Source organism: Vibrio hangzhouensis (genome assembly GCF_900107935.1).
GTDB lineage: Bacteria > Pseudomonadota > Gammaproteobacteria > Enterobacterales > Vibrionaceae > Vibrio > Vibrio hangzhouensis.
The window spans coordinates 26,492-46,207 of the sequence record NZ_FNVG01000023.1; the positions used below are offsets into that span (position 1 = coordinate 26,492).

The 19,716-nt window shown below is 47.4% G+C and carries 17 protein-coding genes; 15 read left to right on the forward strand and 2 right to left on the reverse strand.

The genetic code is table 11. The features are described 5' to 3' along the window. Window positions 1-13: 13 nt before the first annotated feature. From rseP to C4S60_RS18620, 14 genes are all read left to right on the forward strand, one after another. Window positions 14-1,372, forward strand: a complete 1,359-nt coding sequence (gene rseP / locus C4S60_RS18555; protein ID WP_103881832.1) for a sigma E protease regulator RseP — start codon at window positions 14-16, stop codon at window positions 1,370-1,372. 47 nt (window positions 1,373-1,419) lie between these two features. Beyond that, window positions 1,420-3,858 (forward strand): outer membrane protein assembly factor BamA, encoded by a 2,439-nt coding sequence (gene bamA, locus C4S60_RS18560; RefSeq protein ID WP_103881833.1) that lies wholly within the window; start codon window positions 1,420-1,422, stop codon window positions 3,856-3,858. A 56-nt stretch (window positions 3,859-3,914) separates the two neighbouring features. Next, entirely contained in the window at window positions 3,915-4,415 is a 501-nt protein-coding gene (locus C4S60_RS18565) for an OmpH family outer membrane protein (RefSeq protein ID WP_208623288.1), read from the forward strand. 22 nt (window positions 4,416-4,437) lie between these two features. Beyond that, entirely contained in the window at window positions 4,438-5,469 is a 1,032-nt protein-coding gene (gene lpxD, locus C4S60_RS18570) for a UDP-3-O-(3-hydroxymyristoyl)glucosamine N-acyltransferase (RefSeq protein WP_103881835.1), read from the forward strand. A 178-nt stretch (window positions 5,470-5,647) separates the two neighbouring features. Next, on the forward strand, window positions 5,648-6,079 hold the full coding sequence (gene fabZ / locus C4S60_RS18575) for a 3-hydroxyacyl-ACP dehydratase FabZ (protein ID WP_425275144.1): 432 nt from the start codon (window positions 5,648-5,650) through the stop codon (window positions 6,077-6,079). Between the two features lies 1 nt (window position 6,080). Further along, on the forward strand, window positions 6,081-6,869 hold the full coding sequence (gene lpxA, locus C4S60_RS18580; protein WP_103881837.1) for an acyl-ACP--UDP-N-acetylglucosamine O-acyltransferase: 789 nt from the start codon (window positions 6,081-6,083) through the stop codon (window positions 6,867-6,869). Window positions 6,870-6,965: 96 nt separating this feature from the next. Then, complete coding sequence (lpxB, locus tag C4S60_RS18585; protein WP_103881838.1) at window positions 6,966-8,108, forward strand: lipid-A-disaccharide synthase; 1,143 nt, start codon at window positions 6,966-6,968, stop codon at window positions 8,106-8,108. Beyond that, complete coding sequence (gene rnhB / locus C4S60_RS18590) at window positions 8,105-8,731, forward strand: ribonuclease HII (RefSeq protein ID WP_103881839.1); 627 nt, start codon at window positions 8,105-8,107, stop codon at window positions 8,729-8,731. Before lpxB ends, rnhB begins: the two co-directional genes overlap by 4 nt. Before the next feature lie 46 nt (window positions 8,732-8,777). Beyond that, the gene (gene dnaE / locus C4S60_RS18595) at window positions 8,778-12,257 is read left to right on the forward strand and encodes a DNA polymerase III subunit alpha (RefSeq protein WP_103881840.1); all 3,480 of its coding nucleotides are present in this window, start codon (window positions 8,778-8,780) and stop codon (window positions 12,255-12,257) included. Window positions 12,258-12,307: 50 nt separating this feature from the next. Further along, window positions 12,308-13,267, forward strand: a complete 960-nt coding sequence (accA, locus tag C4S60_RS18600) for an acetyl-CoA carboxylase carboxyl transferase subunit alpha (RefSeq protein WP_103881841.1) — start codon at window positions 12,308-12,310, stop codon at window positions 13,265-13,267. A 70-nt stretch (window positions 13,268-13,337) separates the two neighbouring features. Beyond that, entirely contained in the window at window positions 13,338-14,654 is a 1,317-nt protein-coding gene (gene tilS / locus C4S60_RS18605) for a tRNA lysidine(34) synthetase TilS (protein ID WP_103881842.1), read from the forward strand. 110 nt (window positions 14,655-14,764) lie between these two features. Next, window positions 14,765-15,076, forward strand: coding sequence for a c-type cytochrome (locus tag C4S60_RS18610; RefSeq protein ID WP_103881843.1), 312 nt, complete (start codon window positions 14,765-14,767; stop codon window positions 15,074-15,076). 118 nt (window positions 15,077-15,194) lie between these two features. Beyond that, window positions 15,195-15,533: a nitrogen regulatory protein P-II gene (gene glnB, locus C4S60_RS18615; protein ID WP_031495634.1), complete on the forward strand. Its 339-nt coding sequence runs from the start codon at window positions 15,195-15,197 to the stop codon at window positions 15,531-15,533. Window positions 15,534-15,613: 80 nt separating this feature from the next. After that, window positions 15,614-16,462 (forward strand): endonuclease/exonuclease/phosphatase family protein, encoded by an 849-nt coding sequence (locus tag C4S60_RS18620; RefSeq protein WP_103881844.1) that lies wholly within the window; start codon window positions 15,614-15,616, stop codon window positions 16,460-16,462. 50 nt (window positions 16,463-16,512) lie between these two features. On the opposite strand, the gene C4S60_RS18625 is transcribed toward C4S60_RS18620, so the two are convergent. Together C4S60_RS18625 and gloB are read right to left on the reverse strand one after the other, a co-directional pair. Next, a complete protein-coding gene (locus C4S60_RS18625; protein WP_103881845.1) occupies window positions 16,513-18,084 on the reverse strand; it encodes a LysM peptidoglycan-binding domain-containing protein in 1,572 nt (523 codons plus the stop codon). A gap of 76 nt (window positions 18,085-18,160) precedes the next feature. Further along, on the reverse strand, window positions 18,161-18,919 hold the full coding sequence (gene gloB / locus C4S60_RS18630) for a hydroxyacylglutathione hydrolase (RefSeq protein WP_103881846.1): 759 nt from the start codon (window positions 18,917-18,919) through the stop codon (window positions 18,161-18,163). Window positions 18,920-18,957: 38 nt separating this feature from the next. Here gloB and C4S60_RS18635 point away from each other — a divergent pair, with 38 nt between their 5' ends. After that, on the forward strand, window positions 18,958-19,698 hold the full coding sequence (locus C4S60_RS18635) for a class I SAM-dependent methyltransferase (RefSeq protein ID WP_103881847.1): 741 nt from the start codon (window positions 18,958-18,960) through the stop codon (window positions 19,696-19,698). Window positions 19,699-19,716: the final 18 nt, after the last annotated feature.

The window sequence follows — 19,716 nt, forward strand, 5'->3', positions numbered from 1 at the left end:
GAGACATTGCTTTATGACCAATATTTTATGGAACTTTGCATCATTTATCGTTGCTTTAGGAGTTCTGGTAGCCGTACACGAATTTGGCCACTTTTGGGTGGCGCGTAAGTGTGGCGTCTACGTTGAGAAATTCTCTATTGGCTTTGGCAGGTCGATATGGTCGAAGATCGGTAAAGATGGGACTGAGTACAGCGTGTCGGTTATCCCGTTGGGTGGCTATGTCAAGATGCTGGATAGTCGCGTCGATCAAGTCTCTGAAGCTGATCACAAGTATGCATTTGATAAAAAGCCGCTTTGGAAAAGAACCGCTATTGTAGGGGCAGGGCCGGCGTTTAACTTCTTGTTTGCGATTTTTGCTTATTGGTTGGTCTTCTTGATTGGCGTGCCTGCGGTCAAACCCGTGGTTGGTGAGGTGACTCCCCACTCTATCGCTGCAGAAGCAGGTTTGGTGCCCGGAATGGAAATCAAATCGATCGATGGCACGACCACTCTGGAGTGGGAATCGGTGAATCTGGGTTTGATATCGCATATTGGTGATAATCAAATGACGGTCACAGTTTCATCAGATAGCCAAATAGGAACGGATAAAAAATTAACATTTGACTTGTCTGGCTGGAACTTTAACCCGGAAATAGAGTCTGCTATGGGGACGCTTGGTTTTCAGCCATACTCCCCTGACATCAAGTTGACGCTGGTTAATATCAGTGACGGTGGCGCAGGTGCCGAGGCTGGGTTGTTAGTTGGGGATACCATTGTTGCTATCGATAGGCAACCCGTTCAAGAGTGGCAGCAAGTGGTCGATGCGATTCAGGCTAACCCAAGTAACCCGTTTTTGATGACGGTGCAAAGAGACGGTCAGTCTACGGATGTGACTTTGACACCTGATACTCGAAAGCTTCGTGACGGCTCGACGATCGGTTTCGCCGGGATAGCGCCTGAAATCGGCGAGTGGCCAGAAAGTCATCGCTTTGATCTTCAGTATGGGCCGGTCGAAGCAGTGGGTCAGGCGATCGTTAAAACCGGTCAGATTATAGAGCTAACGCTTTCTATGCTGAAAAAACTGATTGTCGGTGATGTGGGACTAAATAACCTAAGTGGCCCAATCTCTATTGCCCAGGGGGCAGGAGCAACAGCAGACTTCGGACTGGTTTATTTCTTAGGTTTTCTGGCTTTAATCAGTGTGAACTTGGGCATTATTAACCTGGTTCCACTGCCGATGCTGGACGGTGGGCATCTGCTGTTCTTTGCCATTGAAGCGGTAACTCGAAAACCCGTCCCAGAAAAAGTACAAGATATGGGCTATCGATTGGGAGGGGCAATTATTCTCTCATTGATGCTGATAGCAATTTTTAATGATTTTACACGCCTTTGATATCAGAGTTTAGGCAGCAGTATTAGCAAGGATTAATTAGAGCAGGTATGGCGATTAAGCATATTCTATTCGCATCTCTACTAGCGACCAGTGTGTCGGCGAATGGGGCTGAGGATTTTGTTGTACAGGACATTCGAATCGAAGGTTTACAAAGGGTTGCACTGGGTGCAGCGCTGTTAAAGATGCCTGTACGTATTGGTGATTCGGTAGGCAGCAAAGATGTCTCAGAGATCATCAATGCTCTCTACCAATCGGGTAACTTTGAAGACATCAAAGTGCTTCGTGATCAGGATGCGTTAGTCGTTCGGGTGAAAGAACGTCCGACTATCGCGAGTATCTCCTTTTCAGGCAACAAAGCGATCAAAGAAGAACAACTTCAGCAAAACCTTGATGCTTCGGGTGTGATTGTTGGTGAAGCGTTAGATCGCACGACATTAAGCAATATTGAAAAGGGCTTAGAAGACTTCTACTACAGCGTGGGTAAGTACAACGCAAAAGTACAGGCCGTGGTGACACCCTTACCGCGTAACCGTGCCGATCTGAAGTTTGTATTCACGGAAGGGGTCTCAGCGAAGATCAAGCAAATTAACTTTATCGGTAATAAAGTGTTTGATGATGCTGAGCTGTTATCACGCTTTAACCTCAATGTTGATGTGGCATGGTGGAACTTTCTGGCGGATGATAAGTACCAGAAACAAGTACTTGCTGGTGATATTGAAGCCCTCAAGTCTTACTACCTTGACCGTGGTTATCTGAAGTTTAAAGTCGATACCACGCAAGTATCGATTTCTCCTGATAAAAAAGGTGTATACATCACACTCGGTTTGGATGAAGGCGAAGCGTATACCGTTAAGGATGTGAACTTCCGGGGCCAATTGATTGGCAAGCAGGACGAGTTTGAATCGATGGTACCGTTTGAAAGTGGCGATACCTATAATGGTTCAAGCGTGACCGCACTGGAAGAAAACATCAAACGCATACTTGGTGAATCAGGTTATGCCTATCCACAAGTACGCACCATTCCTGAGTTTGACGACGAAAACAATCAAGTTTCTCTGGTCATTAATGTAGAAGCGGGTAACCGTATCTATGTGCGCGATATTCGTTTTACAGGCAACAACTCCACCAAGGATGAAGTGCTTCGTCGCGAAATGCGTCAGATGGAATCGAGCTGGTTAAATTCAAAAGCGATCGAAACGGGTAAGAACCGTCTGAACCGACTTGGCTTCTTTGAGACAGTCGATGTCCAGACTGTTCGTGTTCCAGGCACCGATGATCAGGTTGATCTGGTTTATGATGTCAAAGAGGCCAACTCAGGTAGCGTTAACTTTGGTGTCGGTTATGGTACTGAATCCGGAGTCAGTTTCCAGGTTGGTTTGCAGCAAGATAACTTTGCGGGCTCTGGTAACCGTGTCGGTATCAGTGCAATGACCAACAAATATCAGAAGAACATTACATTAGATTATCGCGATCCGTACTGGAACCTAGATGGTGTCAGTCTGGGTGGTCAGATATTCTACAACGAATTTGAAGCGTCAAAAGCAGGTATTATTGACTATACCGACCAAAGTTATGGCGGTACGCTGACTTGGGGTTTCCCGGTTGACGAACTGAACTATGTTGAGTTTGGTGGTGGTTACACCCATAGTCGCTTAGGTAACATCAAAGAATACGTCCAGATTGAGAAGTTCCTGCAAGCGCAAGAGAAAAACCGCGATGCAGAAGGCAACCTGATCACCGATGATTTCCATGTCACAGCCGCCTGGACTCGTAATAACCTTAACCGGGGGCGTTTTCCAACAGCCGGTAACCATCAAAAAGTGTATTACAAGATGACGGTTCCTGGATCGGATGTTCAATACTTTAAGACGCAATACGATGTCAGACAGTACTTCCCGATTACCGAAAGTCACAGTTTTACGTTATTGTTGAAAGGCCGCTTGGGTTATGGAAATGGTTATGGCCAGACTAACGGCAATGATAACTTGCTACCATTCTATGAAAACTTCTATGTGGGTGGTTTCTCAACACTGCGTGGTTTCCGTCAGAACTCCGTAGGTCCGAAAGCGGTCTACAATGACCCGAACGGCGGCGGTTGTGGTAACATCGGCGGCAATAACCCGTGTTACTCTGCAACGGATCAGTCGGTCGGTGGTAATGCAGTTGCACTGGCGAGTGTCGAGTTAATTGTGCCAACGCCATTTGCTTCGGACGAGTTCCGAAACCAGATCCGTACCAGCTTGTTTATGGACGCGGCAAGCTTGTGGGATACAGAGTTTACCTATGTTTCACCAGACCCTAACATGCCTGGTAAACAGTACTATTACGATTACTCGGATCCGTCGAATTACCGAGCATCGGTAGGTGTAGCAGTACAATGGATGTCCCCAATGGGCCCACTTGTGTTCTCACTTGCCACCCCAGTTAAGAAATTTGAAGGTGATAAAACAGAAACCTTCACATTCACGATTGGTAATACTTTCTAACTTTATCGGGAACGACTTACGTTTCTATATCAACAGAGGAATCGACCTTGAAAAATATGATGAAAGCGGCTGGACTTGGCCTGGTTATCCTAACCTCTTCACTGTTTGCAAATGCGGCAGAGGCGGCGCAGAAAATTGGCTATGTAAACACGCTGCAAGTTTTCCAAGCGCTTCCGCAACGTGAAGCAACGCTTCAAAAACTGCAAAACGAATTTAAAGACAAGGCGGCTGAACTGCAGGCCATTCAGGCAGAAGCTGCAAAGAAAATGGAAAAGCTACAGCGTGATGGCGAGCTATTAGGTACGGAAGAAATTGAAAAACTGCGTATCGAAATTGGCCAGCTTGATAGCAAGTACAAGATCAAAGGCCAGGCGCTAGAGAAAGAGAGCCAGCGTCGCGAAGCGGAAGAGAAACAAAAACTCTTCAAAACCATTCAACAAGCTGTTGAAAAAGTGGCGACGAAAGAAGGCTACGACATGATCATCGACATTCAGGCGGTTGGTTATGCGAAAGAAGAGTACAACATCTCTCAAAAAGTCATCGACTCACTTAAGTAAATAGCAATCGAGTAGGACAAAAATGACAGCATTGACGTTAGCGCAGCTTGCCGAAATCACGGGTGGACAACTGCATGGAGACGGAAATACTCGTATTCATACAGTGGCTCCGATGGATCGCGCTGGTGAGGGGGAAATCACCTTCCTTACCAACGTAAAGTACGCCAAACACCTCGGGGAGTGCATGGCCTCGGCAATTATGGTGAAAGCTTCTGAACTAGAGCACTGTAAAACCAATGCCTTAGTTGTAGCCGACCCTTATGTAGCGTATGCGAAGGTGGCACAGGCGCTGGATACGACACCGGCTCCAGCGCAGTCAGGCATTGCACCGAGCGCAACAATTGCTTCTGACGCTCAGTTAGGCAATAACGTTTCCGTGGGTGCCAATGCTGTTATTGAATCCGGTGCACAACTGGGTGATAACGTGATTGTCGGTGCCGGTTGTTTTATCGGCAAAGGCGCTCGATTGGGCAATAACACCAAACTTTGGGCGAACGTATCTATTTATCATGATGTTGTGATTGGTAGCGATTGCCTGGTGCAATCGAGTACCGTGATAGGTTCAGACGGTTTTGGTTATGCTAATGAAAAAGGTGAATGGATCAAGATCCCTCAGCTTGGCACGGTCAGGATTGGTAATCGTGTAGAGATTGGTGCCTGTACAACGATTGACAGGGGTGCACTGGATGACACGATCATCGAAGACAATGTCATCATCGATAACCAGATGCAGATTGCGCATAACGTGCACATCGGATATGGCACCGCCATGGCTGGTGGTACTATTGTTGCTGGCAGTACCAAAATTGGCAAGTACTGCCAAATTGGTGGGGCAAGTGTTCTGAACGGGCACATTGAAATTGCCGATGGTGTCGTGGTGACGGGCATGGGTATGGTGATGAGAAGTCTGCCAGAGAAAGGCATCTACTCTTCGGGCATCCCTCTGCAGACCAACAAAGAGTGGCGCAAGACAGCCACTCGTGTTCACCGAATTGACGAAATGAACAAGCGCCTGAAAGCAGTTGAGAAGCTGTTAGAGCAAAAAGAAGACTAACCCTCTTTGCTTATGGAGAAGGCTCGCCAAAGGCGAGTCTTTTTATGTGTGTCAATCCAGTTTTTGGGTACAGCTTCCGATCCCGTGAACTGACACCATGTGGCATTTGGGTATATAATGCCTCTAATTAGAAAAGAATGAATATAGGATTTTTACTTTGAGCACTGATACAAAAACCATGACAATCACAGAGATCCAGGAACTGCTTCCTCATCGCTACCCGTTTCTGCTGATCGATCGCGTTACCGATTATCAAGAAGAAAAGTATCTGACCGCTATCAAAAATGTATCGGTGAATGAGCCTCAATTTACAGGTCACTTTCCGCAACTGCCTGTATTCCCAGGTGTGTTGATTCTGGAAGCAATGGCACAGGCGACAGGTCTTCTGGCATTCAAATCATTTGGCGCTCCAAAAGGCAACGAGCTTTACTATTTTGCTAGTGTCGACAAGGCAAAATTCCGTAAGCCAGTGGTGCCGGGTGATCAACTGATCATCGAAGTTGAATTTGTTAAAGAGCGCCGTGGCATCGCTGCTTTCAATGGTGTGGCGAAAGTGGACGGCGAAGTTGTTTGTTCCGCAGAGCTAAAGTGTGCTCGCCGAGAGTTTTAATATGATTCATGAAACAGCAAAAATTCACCCTAGTGCCGTTATCGAAGGTAACGTGACTATCGGTGCCAATACCACTGTGGGTCCATTTACCTATATCTCCGGAGATGTGACCATTGGTAACAACAACGAGATCATGTCTCATGTTGTGATCAAAGGTAAAACCACCATTGGTGATGACAACCGCGTGTTCCCACAGGCCGTCATTGGTGAAGAAAACCAGGACAAAAAGTATGGTGGCGAAGACACCAGCGTTGTTGTTGGTGATCGTAATGTGATTCGCGAAAGCGTGCAGATTCACCGTGGTACAGTGCAAGATAAGGCACAGACTGTGGTTGGAGACGACAACCTGCTTTGCGTGAATGCTCATATCGCTCACGATGTCATTGTTGGCAATCATACTCACATCGGTAATAACTCCATTCTGGGTGGCCATGTGACTGTGGATGATTATGCCGGTGTTATGGCATTGTCTGCCATACACCCATTCTGCACCGTTGGCGCATATGCCTACGTAGGCGGCTGTTCAGCGGTCGTACAAGATGTACCACCTTATGTCCTCGCTCAGGGAAACCATGCGACGCCGTTTGGCCTTAACTTGGTCGGTTTGAAACGTAATGGTTTTGAGAAGCCTGAATTAAGAGCGCTTCAAAAGGCATACAAAGAGATTTACCGCTCAGGTAAGACACTTGCTGAGGTGAAGCCTGTGCTAGAAGAAATGGCGCAAGAGTGGAATTCGGTGCAGCGCTTTGTTGAGATTTTGGAAAACTCCGAGCGTGGCATCATCCGCTAACGCATGCTGGCTGGGCTTAAAAAAGATCGCTAATCTACTGGCGATCTTTTTCTGTTTTATGGTAATCGACATTTTCTTTGGGAGTAGGGATTAGTGATGGAAAGACCACTGCGCATCGGCGTTGTCGCTGGAGAACTGTCCGGTGATACGTTAGGCGAAGGCTTTATCAAAGCGGTCAAAGAGAAATACCCGAATGCAGAGTTCGTCGGCATTGGTGGACCTAAGATGATAGCTCAGGGCTGTGAATCTCTGTTTGACATGGAAGAACTCGCGGTTATGGGGCTGGTTGAAGTCCTTGGGCGCTTGAGACGCTTGTTACATGTCAAAGCGGAACTGGTCAAATATTTCACTAGCAATCCTGTAGATGTCTTTGTCGGCATAGACGCTCCGGATTTTAATTTGCGCTTGGAGCTCGATCTTAAGAAAGCCGGGACGAAAACCGTTCATTATGTCAGCCCATCGGTATGGGCTTGGCGTCAGAAGCGCATTTACGGTATCGCTGAGGCCACCAATTTGGTGCTGGCTTTCCTACCGTTTGAAAAAGCATTCTATGATAAATTCAACGTGCCGTGTGAGTTTATCGGCCATACCTTAGCCGATGCCATTCCTCTTGAGTCAGCACAGCGTCCGGCTAGAGAGCTCCTAGGGCTTGAATTAGACAGAAAATGGCTGGCGGTATTGCCCGGCAGCAGAGGCAATGAACTGAAAATGTTGTCTCAGCCATTTATTGAAACATGCGTTAAATTACACAAAGACGATCCGACGTTGGGTTTTGTAGTTGCGGCTGTAAATGATAAGCGCAAACAGCAGTTTATTGAGGCATGGAAAGCATTCGCACCAGAACTTGAGTTTCACATTGTTGAGGATACGGCTCGGAACGTCATCACTGCGTCAGATGCCGTGTTGTTGGCATCCGGAACGGTAGCATTGGAGTGCATGTTGCTCAAACGCCCAATGGTCGTAGGCTATAAAATGAATGCTATTACGGCCTTTTTAGCCAAGCGTTTGGTGAAAACTAAATTTGTGTCGTTACCCAATATCCTTGCTGACGACGAGATCGTCAAAGAGTTTTTGCTCGAAGCGTGTACAGCAGAAAACTTGTATTCGGAATTAACAAGGCTGCTGTCTGGCGATAATAAAGCGATGTTGGATAAATTCACCGAAATGCACCACTGGATACGCAAAGGTGCCGACAAGCAAGCTGCTGAAGCAGTACTAAAACTGATAGATAGATTATGACGACAAAAAAAACAGTGACAGAACTTCCACCTTTCGAGTACCCACAAGGTTATCTGCGAGTTGCAGGTGTGGATGAGGTGGGACGCGGTCCATTGGTGGGAGATGTGGTCACCGCTGCGGTTATCCTCGATCCGAATAACCCTATTGAGGGCCTGAACGATTCCAAAAAACTGTCGGAAAAAAAGCGCTTGGCACTCTACCCAGAAATTAAAGAGAAGGCGCTGGCGTGGGCGGTTGGACGCTGTTCGCCGGAAGAAATTGATGAGCTCAATATTCTTCAGGCAACGATGGTCGCGATGCAGCGCGCTGTTGCCGGGTTAGGTGTTGAACCGGATCTGGTGCTTATTGATGGTAATCGAACCCCCCAATTATCGATGGATGCTCAGGCGGTTGTGAAAGGTGACCTTCGTGTTGCCGAGATCAGCGCTGCGTCCATTATTGCTAAAGTAGTTCGGGACCACGAGATGGAAGAGCTGGATAAACAGCACCCTGAGTTTGGCTTTGCTAAGCATAAAGGTTACCCGACTAAAGCGCACTTTGAAGCCATCGAAAAGCATGGTGTGATTGCTGAGCACAGAAAAAGCTTCAAGCCCGTAAAGCGCGCTTTAGGTCTTGAACAATAACGTACATTTATCGAAATATAGTTGTCGTGACGATTTAGGATTTAATATGTCAGACCCCAAGTTTATACACCTTCGTGTACACAGTGACTTCTCAATGGTGGACGGCCTGTCCAAGGTTCCACCTTTGGTCAAAAAAGTGGCTGAAATGGGCATGCCTGCAATGGCGCTTACCGATTTCACTAACCTGTGTGGTTTGGTGAAGTTCTATGGCAACGCACATTCGGCAGGGGTCAAGCCGATTATTGGTGCTGATTTTGCGGTGCAGTCAGAAGAATTTGGTGAAGAGCTGACACGTATTACTGTGCTCGCGGCAGATAACAAGGGCTACAATAATCTCACGCTTTTAATCTCTAAAGCGTATCTGCGCGGACATGTTCAACACCAACCCGTGATAGATAAGACCTGGTTAGCTGATTTGTCAGAGGGGCTGATTATTCTCTCTGGTGCCAAAGATGGTGAAGTGGGTAAAGCGCTGCTTAAAGGTAACTCAACCTTAGCCCGCCAGTGTGCGCAGTTCTATCACACTCATTTTCCTGACCGCTTCTATATCGAGTTGATTCGGACGGGTCGTGCCGATGAAGAGAGTTATTTGCATTTTGCCGTCGAATTGGCAGAAGAATTAGCGCTACCAGTTGTTGCGACCAACGAAGTGGTGTTCGTCGATAAAGAGCTATTCGAAGCCCATGAAATTCGGGTTGCGATCCACGATGGCTATACAATGGATGATCCGCGTCGTCCCAAAAAGTACAGCGAGCAACAGTATCTGCGCAGTGAAGCGGAAATGTGTGAGTTGTTTGCAGACATTCCGGAAGCATTGCAAAACTCGGTGGAAATCGCCAAACGTTGTAACGTTACCGTCAGGTTGGGGGAATACTTCCTGCCGGCATTCCCTACCGAGGGTATGAAAGAAACTGACTTTCTGGTGATGAAATCTCAGGAGGGCCTTGAGGACCGTCTGGAGTTTTTGTTCCCCGATGAGCAAGTCAGAGCTGAACGCAGGCCGGAGTACGATGAGCGCTTACAGATTGAGCTCGATGTTATCAACCAAATGGGCTTTCCGGGCTACTTCCTGATCGTAATGGAGTTTATCCAGTGGTCGAAAGACAATGCGATTCCGGTCGGTCCAGGTCGTGGTTCTGGTGCTGGATCCTTGGTGGCCTATGCGCTGAAGATTACGGATTTGGATCCGTTAGAATACGACTTGCTGTTTGAGCGATTCCTGAACCCAGAACGTGTATCGATGCCCGATTTCGATGTCGACTTCTGTATGGATAAGCGTGATCAGGTGATTGACCACGTGGCAGAAATGTATGGCCGAGACGCGGTATCGCAGATCATCACTTTTGGTACCATGGCAGCTAAAGCCGTTATCCGCGATGTTGGCCGGGTGTTGGGCCATCCGTTTGGTTTTGTTGATCGTATTTCTAAACTGATTCCACCTGATCCGGGGATGACGCTAGAGAAAGCGTTCAAGGCCGAGCCCGCGTTGCCTCAGCTCTATGATGCGGATGACGAAGTTCGTGACCTCATTGATATGTGTCGTATTCTCGAAGGTTGTACGCGAAATGCGGGTAAGCACGCTGGTGGCGTGGTTATTTCTCCGACAACCATAACGGATTTTGCGCCTATTTATGCGGACTCAGAAGGCCACTTCCCGGTTACGCAATTTGATAAGAACGATGTAGAAACGGCAGGTCTGGTTAAATTTGACTTCTTAGGACTGCGTACACTGACCATCATCGACTGGGCGCTTGGATTGATTAACCCGAGGCTTGAGCGAGACGGTAAAGCACCAGTGCGGATTGAATCTATCCCTCTTGATGACACTGCATCGTTCCAGTTACTGCAAAACTCAGAAACCACAGCGGTGTTCCAGTTGGAATCCCGCGGCATGAAGGAGCTGATCAAGCGACTTCAGCCTGACTGTTTCGAAGATATCATCGCATTGGTGGCGCTGTTCCGTCCGGGTCCGCTGCAATCGGGCATGGTAGATAACTTTATCGACCGTAAACATGGCCGGGAGGCTATCTCTTATCCGGATGAAACCTGGCAACATGAATCGCTGAAAGAAACCCTGGATCCTACTTATGGCATCATTCTCTACCAGGAGCAGGTCATGCAGATCGCCCAGATCCTTGCAGGGTATACGCTGGGTGGTGCTGATATGTTGCGTCGCGCTATGGGTAAGAAAAAACCGGAAGAAATGGCGAAGCAGCGTGCGGTGTTTGAAGAAGGGGCAATCAACAATGGCGTAGATGGTGAGCTCGCCATGAAAATCTTCGACCTGGTGGAAAAATTCGCAGGTTACGGATTTAACAAATCGCACTCCGCTGCTTATGCTCTGGTGTCTTATCAGACGCTGTGGCTAAAAACCCATTATCCGGCTGAGTTTATGGCTGCGGTAATGACTGCGGATATGGATAACACGGAGAAGGTGGTCGGCCTTGTCGATGAATGCTTCCGTATGAAACTCAAAGTGTTGCCACCTGATATTAATGCGGGTCTGTATCGATTCAATGTTAATGAGGAAGGTGCGATTGTATACGGAATCGGTGCCATCAAAGGGGTAGGTGAAGGTCCAATTGATGCCATTATCGAGGCACGCAACAAAGACGGTTATTTCCGTGATCTGTTTGATTTCTGCGCACGCATTGATCTTAAAAAAGTCAATAAACGAGTGATAGAGAAACTGATCATGGCCGGGGCGCTCGACAGATTGGGCCCCCATCGGGCGGCACTGATGGCCTCGTTAAACGATGCGGTTAAAGCGGCCAGTCAACATCATCAGGCGGAAGCGTTTGGTCAGGCGGACATGTTTGGTGTCTTAACCGATGCGCCTGAAGAGGTGGAACACAAGTATACTCAGGTTCCAGCGTGGCCGGAAAAAGTCTGGCTGGAAGGTGAACGGGAAACATTGGGTCTTTATTTGACGGGGCACCCAATAAACGCCTATCTTAAGGAACTTACTAAGTACACCAGTTGTCGATTAAAAGACGCAACACCAACCAGGCGAGATCAATCACTGACTGTAGCCGGTCTGGTCATTGCAGCTCGTGTTATGACAACAAAACGTGGCACTCGTATCGGCATCATGACACTTGATGATCGCAGTGGTCGTATGGAAGTGATGCTGTTCTCAGATGCGCTAGATAAATATGCTGAATTGCTAGAAAAAGATAAAATTGTGGTCGTTTCTGGACAGGTCAGCTTTGATGACTTCAATGGTGGCCTTAAAATGTCCGCCCGCGAAGTTTTAGATTTAGGTAGTGCACGCGAGAAGTTTACGCGTGGTCTGTCAATTTCGCTATTAGAACAACAAATTGATGAGCGTTTTTACCAGCGCTTCACAGAAATATTAACTCCCCACAAAGCCGGGACAGTTCCTGTTAATATTTACTACCAGCGTGCAGACGCGAGAGCAAAACTCACGTTGGGAACAGAATGGCGCGTAACGCCAAATGATGCGTTACTGGAAGAATTACAGCAGTTACTTGGTAAAGACCAGGTTGAACTCGAATTTAACTAATTGAGTCCCATGAATAAGCAAATTGGGGCTGAATCGAAAAGGATTCATAGATGAGCTTGAACTTTCTTGAATTTGAAAAGCCAATTGCCGAATTAGAAGCAAAAATTGAAGCATTACGTGATGTTTCACGTCACGGTGGTGACAGTGCAATTGATCTGGATAAAGAAATTGAACAACTAGAGAAGAAAAGCTTAGAGCTTAAAAAGAAAATCTTTAGTGATCTTGGTGCATGGCAGGTAGCACAACTTGCTCGTCACCCACAGCGTCCTTACACTCTGGACTATATCGAGCACGTATTTACGGAGTTTGATGAGCTGGCAGGTGATCGTGCTTTCGCAGATGATAAGGCTATTGTCGGTGGCATGGCCCGTCTTGACGGCCGTCCGGTGATGATCATTGGTCACCAGAAAGGGCGTGAAACTAAAGAGAAAGTAAAACGCAACTTTGGTATGCCTAAACCAGAAGGCTATCGTAAAGCACTGCGTTTGATGCGAATGGCTGAGCGTTTCAATATGCCAATCATCACATTCATTGATACAGCGGGTGCTTACCCGGGTGTTGGCGCTGAAGAGCGCGGCCAGTCTGAAGCTATCGCAATGAACCTGAAAGTGATGGCAGGCCTGAAAGTCCCTGTGATTTGTAACGTCGTTGGTGAAGGTGGTTCTGGTGGCGCATTAGCTATCGGTGTTGGTGATTATGTCAACATGCTTCAGTACTCTACGTATTCAGTGATCTCTCCAGAAGGCTGTGCGTCGATCCTTTGGCGTGACTCAGACAAAGCTCCACAAGCGGCAGAAGCGATGGGCCTGATTGCCCCACGTCTTAAAGAGTTGGACTTGATCGACCAAATCATTGAAGAGCCATTAGGTGGCGCTCATCGTGATACCGTTCAAATGGCGGCAAACATGAAAGCAACTCTGTTGCGTCAGCTTGAAGAGCTGGACCAGCTAGACAATGACAACTTACTTGAGCGTCGCTATCAGCGCTTGATGAGTTATGGCTATTGCTAAACGCAAATGATTTATATAATAAGGCGAGCACTATGCTCGCCTTATTTTTTACTCATTACAGGACCTTTCTATGGCGCTTTATCAACGCTTCGCACATGCTATCGACCGTCACCTTCCTCAAGGTGGACGCATTGTTGTTGGCTTCAGTGGCGGTGTTGACTCCCGGGTACTGTTACGATTGACGTCACAATACTGTCAGCAAAATACAACAGCAAAAGGGTTAGCGGTCCATGTCCATCATGGTCTGAGTACAAACGCCGATCTTTGGTTGACGCAATGCGCCGATTGGGCTGACCAGGAAGGGGTTGCGTTTGCGGCGGAACGGGTCTGTTTAGATACCTCTGATGGTGACAGTATTGAGCAACTGGCGCGTCGGGCCCGATATCAGGCTTTGAGCAAACATCTGTTGCCCACAGATATTCTGGTGACGGGCCAGCACCTTGATGATCAAACGGAAACGTTTTTACTGGCCCTAAAGCGGGGAAGCGGTCCTAAAGGACTTTCATCGATGGCCGAATCGATGGTTCTAGGAGCAGGTAAACTGGTCCGTCCGTTACTCAATGTAACCCGAGATGAGATTGAGCAGTTTGCAGTCAGTGAACAACTGAGCTGGGTGGAAGATGAAAGTAATCAGGATACCCGATTTGACCGGAACTTCTTACGGCAAACAATATTGCCGGAAATTAATCAGCGTTGGCCAGGCTTTGCAACGTCGGTGAGTCGTAGTGCTCGATTGTGTGCCAAGCAGGAACAACTGTTGGAAGAGTTATTACTCCCGGAGTTGGAAAACAGTTTGGATGAGTTTTCCGGGCTCTGTATCGACACGCTGCGCCGCTGTTCTTCATTGAAGCGGGAGCAGCTGTTGCGCTTTTGGATCGCAAAGCACGCTGAGACCATGCCTAGCGAAGTTCAGCTAACGCAGCTTTGGCGGGAGGTGGCCATGGCCAGGCGAGATGCCAACCCGGAGGTCAAACTATCCGGAGGTTCGGTCAGACGATTTCAGGACAGGCTGTACTGGGTTCGGGAGAGCCTGGAAGTAGTAAATTGGCACAAGAGTTGGACATGTCGTCAGCCTCTGATTTTACCAGATGACCTGGGAAGGTTAATTGTTAAGCCAGCGAATGTCAGTAGCGAGCTGACTCTTGATTATGCTAAGTTGACCAAAGGGGTCGATGTAGTATTTAACCCGCAGGGACTGACAGCGCACCCGCAAGGCAGAATAGGCTCTCGAAAGCTTAAAAAACTGTATCAGGAATACAAAGTACCAAGTTGGGAACGACGTCGTATCCCGGTTATTCTTCATCAGGGAATGGTCGTTGCTGTAGGTAACTTATTTGTAGATAAAGCATTTTATGGCTCAGATTGTGAACTCGTATGGGACAAGTGACCTGTTTTCATGTCACAATCGTAACAATTATAAACTGCCAGAAATGTTTTCGTGGATTGCCAGTGAAAGACAAAATCTGGTCTATATGGATATATTGAGAAGGTAAAGCAATGAAGAATGTTGTAATGGGTGCCGTGCTAGCGGCCGGTTTACTGAGTGGTACAGCGATGGCGGCGGACGTTGCAGCGGGTAAAGCCAAGGCAGCAGTGTGTGCAGCGTGTCATGGCGCTGATGGTGTTGCTGTAATCCCCGGATACCCAAACCTGAAAGGCCAGAATGAGCAGTATCTGGTGACGTCTATCAAGGCCTACAAGAACAAAGAGCGTACTGGTGGCTTGGCGGCTGTCATGCAAGCACAAGCATCTATGTTGAGCGACGAAGACATTGCGAATGTAGCGGCCTACTACGCAAGCTTGAAATAGTTGTTACATAAATATATGACGAAAAGCCCGGGGATGAACTTCGGGCTTTTTGTTTTCGTTGATTGTTAGCGTCGCCTGCCAGATAATGACGTTAACCAATGTGATGTAAGGGAAGAACATGAAAAAGATTGAAGCGATTATCAAACCATTCAAACTTGATGACGTGCGTGAAGCGTTAGCAGAAGTGGGCATCACAGGTATGACAGTGTCTGAAGTGAAAGGTTTTGGTCGTCAGAAAGGCCACACGGAGTTATATCGCGGTGCGGAATACATGGTTGATTTTTTGCCTAAGGTAAAGCTTGAGATTGTCGTATCCAGTGATGTGGCTGACCAGTGTGTTGAAACCATTATTGAAACTGCCCAGACGGGTAAGATTGGTGATGGTAAGATCTTTATTACTGATATCGAACGTGTTGTGCGTATTCGTACGGGTGAAGAAGACGAAGATGCTATCTAAGCCTGAACTAAAGGCTTAGATGAACAAATTATCAAAGGAGTGGGTGACTGCTCCTTTGTCGTTTCTATAGGGTGTGATCGATGAAGTTGAAATGGATCATGGTGGCGGGTCTGGCTGTGATCGGCATGACAGTAGGCGGTTTTCAAGCCGTGTTCAGCGTGCAGGAAACACCACAAATTACTTCAATCCAAAATAGCCAGGTACAGACAGAGTTAAAGTGCTACCAAAATGAGCAGCCGCTTCCTCTTGATGAAGGGGGCTCGCTCAATGTGTTGGTATGGAACATATACAAGCAGAACCGAGACAATCTATTTACGGAGTTGGCCCGGTTTTCTCAAGACCGTCAATTAGTGCTATTACAAGAGGCGAGCCTAGACGACGCATTTCTCGATTGGCTGCAGCGCTCAGAATGGGGAAGCAATCAAGTGAGTGCATTCAAAGTCTTTGATGTGTCTGCGGGTGTCTTGAATCTGAGCCGAAGTATGCCATCGATTGCCTGTGCTAATTTGGAAACGGAACCCTGGTTGCGCCTCCCTAAGTCGGGGCTTTACGCGGAGTATGCACTTTCCAATGGCCAGACTCTGATCTCGGTGAATCTTCATTCGGTGAATTTCACTCTGGGGACAGACGAGTATAAAAAGCAGTTGGAGTCTTTCAGGCAGGTGCTGGAGCGTCATAGTGGGCCACTGCTGATTGCCGGGGACTTCAACAGTTGGAGTGAGGCTCGTCTGAATGTCCTTAAACAGACGCTGGCCAAATACCAAATAGAAGAAGTGCCGTTTGCTGATGATAAAAGGAAGCGATTTATGACTGGGTTACCACTGGATCATATCTTTTATCGCGGTATGGATTTTGTTTCCGCTACGGTGCCAGAATCCGATGCATCCGACCATAATCCATTGTTGGCTGAGTTTTCACTCCAGAAATAAACAAACAAAAAGCGGCCAATGGCCGCTTTTTTCAGGAAAGTCAGATGCGATTAAGCACTGGTTTTGGTCACATCCACATACAGTTTCAGTTTTTGTCCTGGCTTCAGATACTTCTGATTCTGAAGATCGTTCCATTTTACGACATCACTGGTGCGCACTTTAAATCTTTGCGCAATGCCGCTGATGGTATCGCCGCTTCGCACTGAGTAAAACACGGTACGGATAATGGCGCCGTCGCTGGCGTTTTTCCAGATGACCAGTTCTTGTCCTACACGAAGCGTGTCTCTTGGACCCATGCCGTTCCATTTTGCCAGAGACTGATGGGACACCTTATTCGCTCTGGCTATCGTCCACAAGCTATCGCCGCTTTTTACGGTGTGAGTAACTTTGTAATTACCCCGCGAGGTTGACTGAGTTTTGGCGAGACGATTCGATGCGCTCAGAGCGTAAGTGGATTCATCTTTGGTTGATGTAGGAACGAGCAGATATTGGCCAGCACGAATATTGTTATTGTTCAGGCCATTAGCACTACGAATGACTTTGGTCGTTGTTTGATGTCGCTGAGCAATCACACTGAGAGAGTCGCCAGATTTGACTTTGTATCTGACCAGTCGCATGCCTTTACCACGATTTTGTTCCAGTTCAGTACGGAACTGGTCAAGGCTGCCAATAGGCAACAGAAGCGTTTGTGGTCCATCAGGGGCTGTCGCCCATTGATTGTAGGCTGGGTTATAGCTCTGAAGCTCTTTTACCGATATGCCAGCATATTTAGCCGCAATAGCCAGGTCGAGCTGCTCATTGGGATCGACTAACTCAAGGGCTGGCTGGTTTGGAATCGGCGGAATGTCGACACCATACTTTTCTTTGTTTGCCAGTATGTCGGCCAGAGCGAGCAGTTTAGGGACGTAACCACTGGTTTCTTTTGGTAGATCCAGAGAGAAAAAGTCGATGGGTTTACCAGCTTTGCGGTTTTTACGAATAGCGCTGGAAACTCGTCCACCACCACTGTTATAGGCCGCAATAGCATGATTCCAGTTACCGTCAAATCGGTTGTTTAACTGGGTCAGGTAGTCGAGTGCAGCCTGTGTGGATGCTGTTACATCACGACGGCCGTCATACCAATAGGTTTGATCCAGTCCGAATGCTTTTCCGGTTGCCGGAACAAACTGCCATAAACCTGCGGCGCTGCCGTGCGAGTAGGCGAAAGCATCAAAGGAACTTTCGACGATAGGCAGAAGGGCAAGTTCGAGTGGAAGTTCCCGGGCTTCAATCTCTTCAGTAATTAGGTATAGAAAAGGTTTTGCACGTTCAGAGACCGTTTTTAGGTGATGCGGGTGCTTGATATACCACTTGCGATAGTAATCTACCTTCGCGTTGTCAGGTATCTCCATTTCAAGCTGCATTGCGATTCGCTGCCATACGTCCTCTTGTTCTTGAGGCGTGAGCACTTTCGGCGCGGGTTGAGTGTCAGGAGTGTCAACGGAAACGGGCGTTGTTGTTTTAGTTGTCGCTGTTTCTGCAGGAGAGTTAGTTGGCTCTGTTGTGGTGCTGCTTGTTTCTGGCTGAGTGAGTTGGCACCCTGCCAGCAACAGGGCTAATGCCCAACTGTATTTCTTATGCATTGTGTTTGCTACAACCTCTTACGTGAACGATTTGGCATAATACTAATACCACCTAGGCCAAACAAGCAGCAAAACGTTAAAATTCGTTTTTCCACTCACGTAATGCTGCAAAAGTTGATAAAGGGTCATTATTGACAGTTCGGTTTGCTACTGAGCTCACAATTTCAGCTTGTGTGGTTCTCAAAAACGGATTGATGCGTTTTTCTACGGATATGGATGTAGGCAGTGTTGGCAGTCCTTTGGCTCGTTTTTGGTTCGCTTCGTCTCTGTACTCGTGAAGAAACACGTTATGAGGTTCAACTGCCATGGCAAAAGCGAGATTGCTCAAGGTATATTCATGTGTGCAGTAGACCTCGGTTTCTTCGGGTAGCAGAGTCAGTTTTTGTAGAGAGTTGTACATCTGCTCAGCGGTGCCTTCAAAGATGCGACCACAGCCTGCAGAGAACAGAACATCCCCACAAAACAGCTTGCCGTCTCCCACATAACCAATGTGGTCAAGTGTGTGCCCAGGTAGATTTAATACCAGGAACTCTTCATTAAACAAATTAATTCTATGCCCTTCAGCTACTGTATGAGTGAGGTGCTCGATGTTGGTGTTGTCTGGGCCTACAACCGTGATTGACGGATATTTTTCTACCAACTGTTTTATGCCACCCGTATGATCCCAGTGGTGGTGAGTGACCAAAATAGTGACCAGCTCCAATTGATGTTGGTCCAGATACTCAATAACAGGTTCTGCGTCTCCCGGGTCTACAACGGCGCATAAGTTCTGGTTATTTTGAATTAGCCAGATGTAATTATCGTTAAATGCAGGTATGCTTTTGATATGTAACATGGTTGTTTCTCCAGTCCTGTTTGGGAGAGAGCGCGTATATGAAGCCAGCACGCAGCAAGAAAAAAGTCGATCATCCCCACTCCTGGGAAGAACTTGCTAATGGTCAGTGGGTCTCTGAGTCTATTCAAACCAGACTCGACGAATGGTGCCCTAAACTTTTCGGCTATCATATGTTAAAGCTTGGTGGACTGAGTTGCGAACTTACTAGTTGCAACTGTAACATCCAACACCAAGTGCACCTTGATTCTAAAAACCCTCTGCATAATGTTATCGCTGACCGCTATGAATTACCATTCCTGGAGAAGAGTTTCGACGCGGTAGTGTTGTCTCATCAACTGGAATACGCAGAAGATCCTCATCGATTGCTACGTGAAGTGGACAGGGTGATGATTGATGATGGTTATATCATTATCACTGGCTTCAATCCCATGAGCTTTACAGGGTTGGCGAGTCTGATGCCATGGAGAAAAAACAACTTTCCCTGGAGTGGGCGTATGTTTACGCCGAATCGAATTAAAGATTGGTTAGGTGTGCTTAATTATCAGGTGGTCCATTCTGATACCTATGCATTGTTCCCAATGAAACGATACCGGACCATGTGGACCTGGCTGGAGAATAGTATTGGCGATTGGGCTTCGCCGATGGGAAGTCTGTATTTTATTGTGGCCAGAAAACGAACCTATCCACTTAAGCCTTTGAAGCCACACTGGCATTTGAAGAAGAGACTCACTCCAGCAAGCGTTAGCTATCGTACCGCAGTAAAGAAAAATAGCGCCTAAATTAGGCGCTGTCGCTCA

Coding starts and splice junctions, on each gene's coding strand:
- lpxD (WP_103881835.1), top strand. CDS start 4,438: ATGACAGCATTGACGTTAGCGCAGCTTGCCGAAATCACGGGTGGACAA.
- lpxA (WP_103881837.1), top strand. CDS start 6,081: ATGATTCATGAAACAGCAAAAATTCACCCTAGTGCCGTTATCGAAGGT.
- rnhB (WP_103881839.1), top strand. CDS start 8,105: ATGACGACAAAAAAAACAGTGACAGAACTTCCACCTTTCGAGTACCCA.
- C4S60_RS18565 (WP_208623288.1), top strand. CDS start 3,915: ATGATGAAAGCGGCTGGACTTGGCCTGGTTATCCTAACCTCTTCACTG.
- rseP (WP_103881832.1), top strand. CDS start 14: ATGACCAATATTTTATGGAACTTTGCATCATTTATCGTTGCTTTAGGA.
- gloB (WP_103881846.1), bottom strand. CDS start 18,919: ATGTTACATATCAAAAGCATACCTGCATTTAACGATAATTACATCTGG.
- C4S60_RS18610 (WP_103881843.1), top strand. CDS start 14,765: ATGAAGAATGTTGTAATGGGTGCCGTGCTAGCGGCCGGTTTACTGAGT.
- lpxB (WP_103881838.1), top strand. CDS start 6,966: ATGGAAAGACCACTGCGCATCGGCGTTGTCGCTGGAGAACTGTCCGGT.
- accA (WP_103881841.1), top strand. CDS start 12,308: ATGAGCTTGAACTTTCTTGAATTTGAAAAGCCAATTGCCGAATTAGAA.
- dnaE (WP_103881840.1), top strand. CDS start 8,778: ATGTCAGACCCCAAGTTTATACACCTTCGTGTACACAGTGACTTCTCA.
- C4S60_RS18635 (WP_103881847.1), top strand. CDS start 18,958: ATGAAGCCAGCACGCAGCAAGAAAAAAGTCGATCATCCCCACTCCTGG.
- glnB (WP_031495634.1), top strand. CDS start 15,195: ATGAAAAAGATTGAAGCGATTATCAAACCATTCAAACTTGATGACGTG.
- C4S60_RS18620 (WP_103881844.1), top strand. CDS start 15,614: ATGAAGTTGAAATGGATCATGGTGGCGGGTCTGGCTGTGATCGGCATG.
- tilS (WP_103881842.1), top strand. CDS start 13,338: ATGGCGCTTTATCAACGCTTCGCACATGCTATCGACCGTCACCTTCCT.
- bamA (WP_103881833.1), top strand. CDS start 1,420: ATGGCGATTAAGCATATTCTATTCGCATCTCTACTAGCGACCAGTGTG.
- fabZ (WP_425275144.1), top strand. CDS start 5,648: ATGACAATCACAGAGATCCAGGAACTGCTTCCTCATCGCTACCCGTTT.
- C4S60_RS18625 (WP_103881845.1), bottom strand. CDS start 18,084: ATGCATAAGAAATACAGTTGGGCATTAGCCCTGTTGCTGGCAGGGTGC.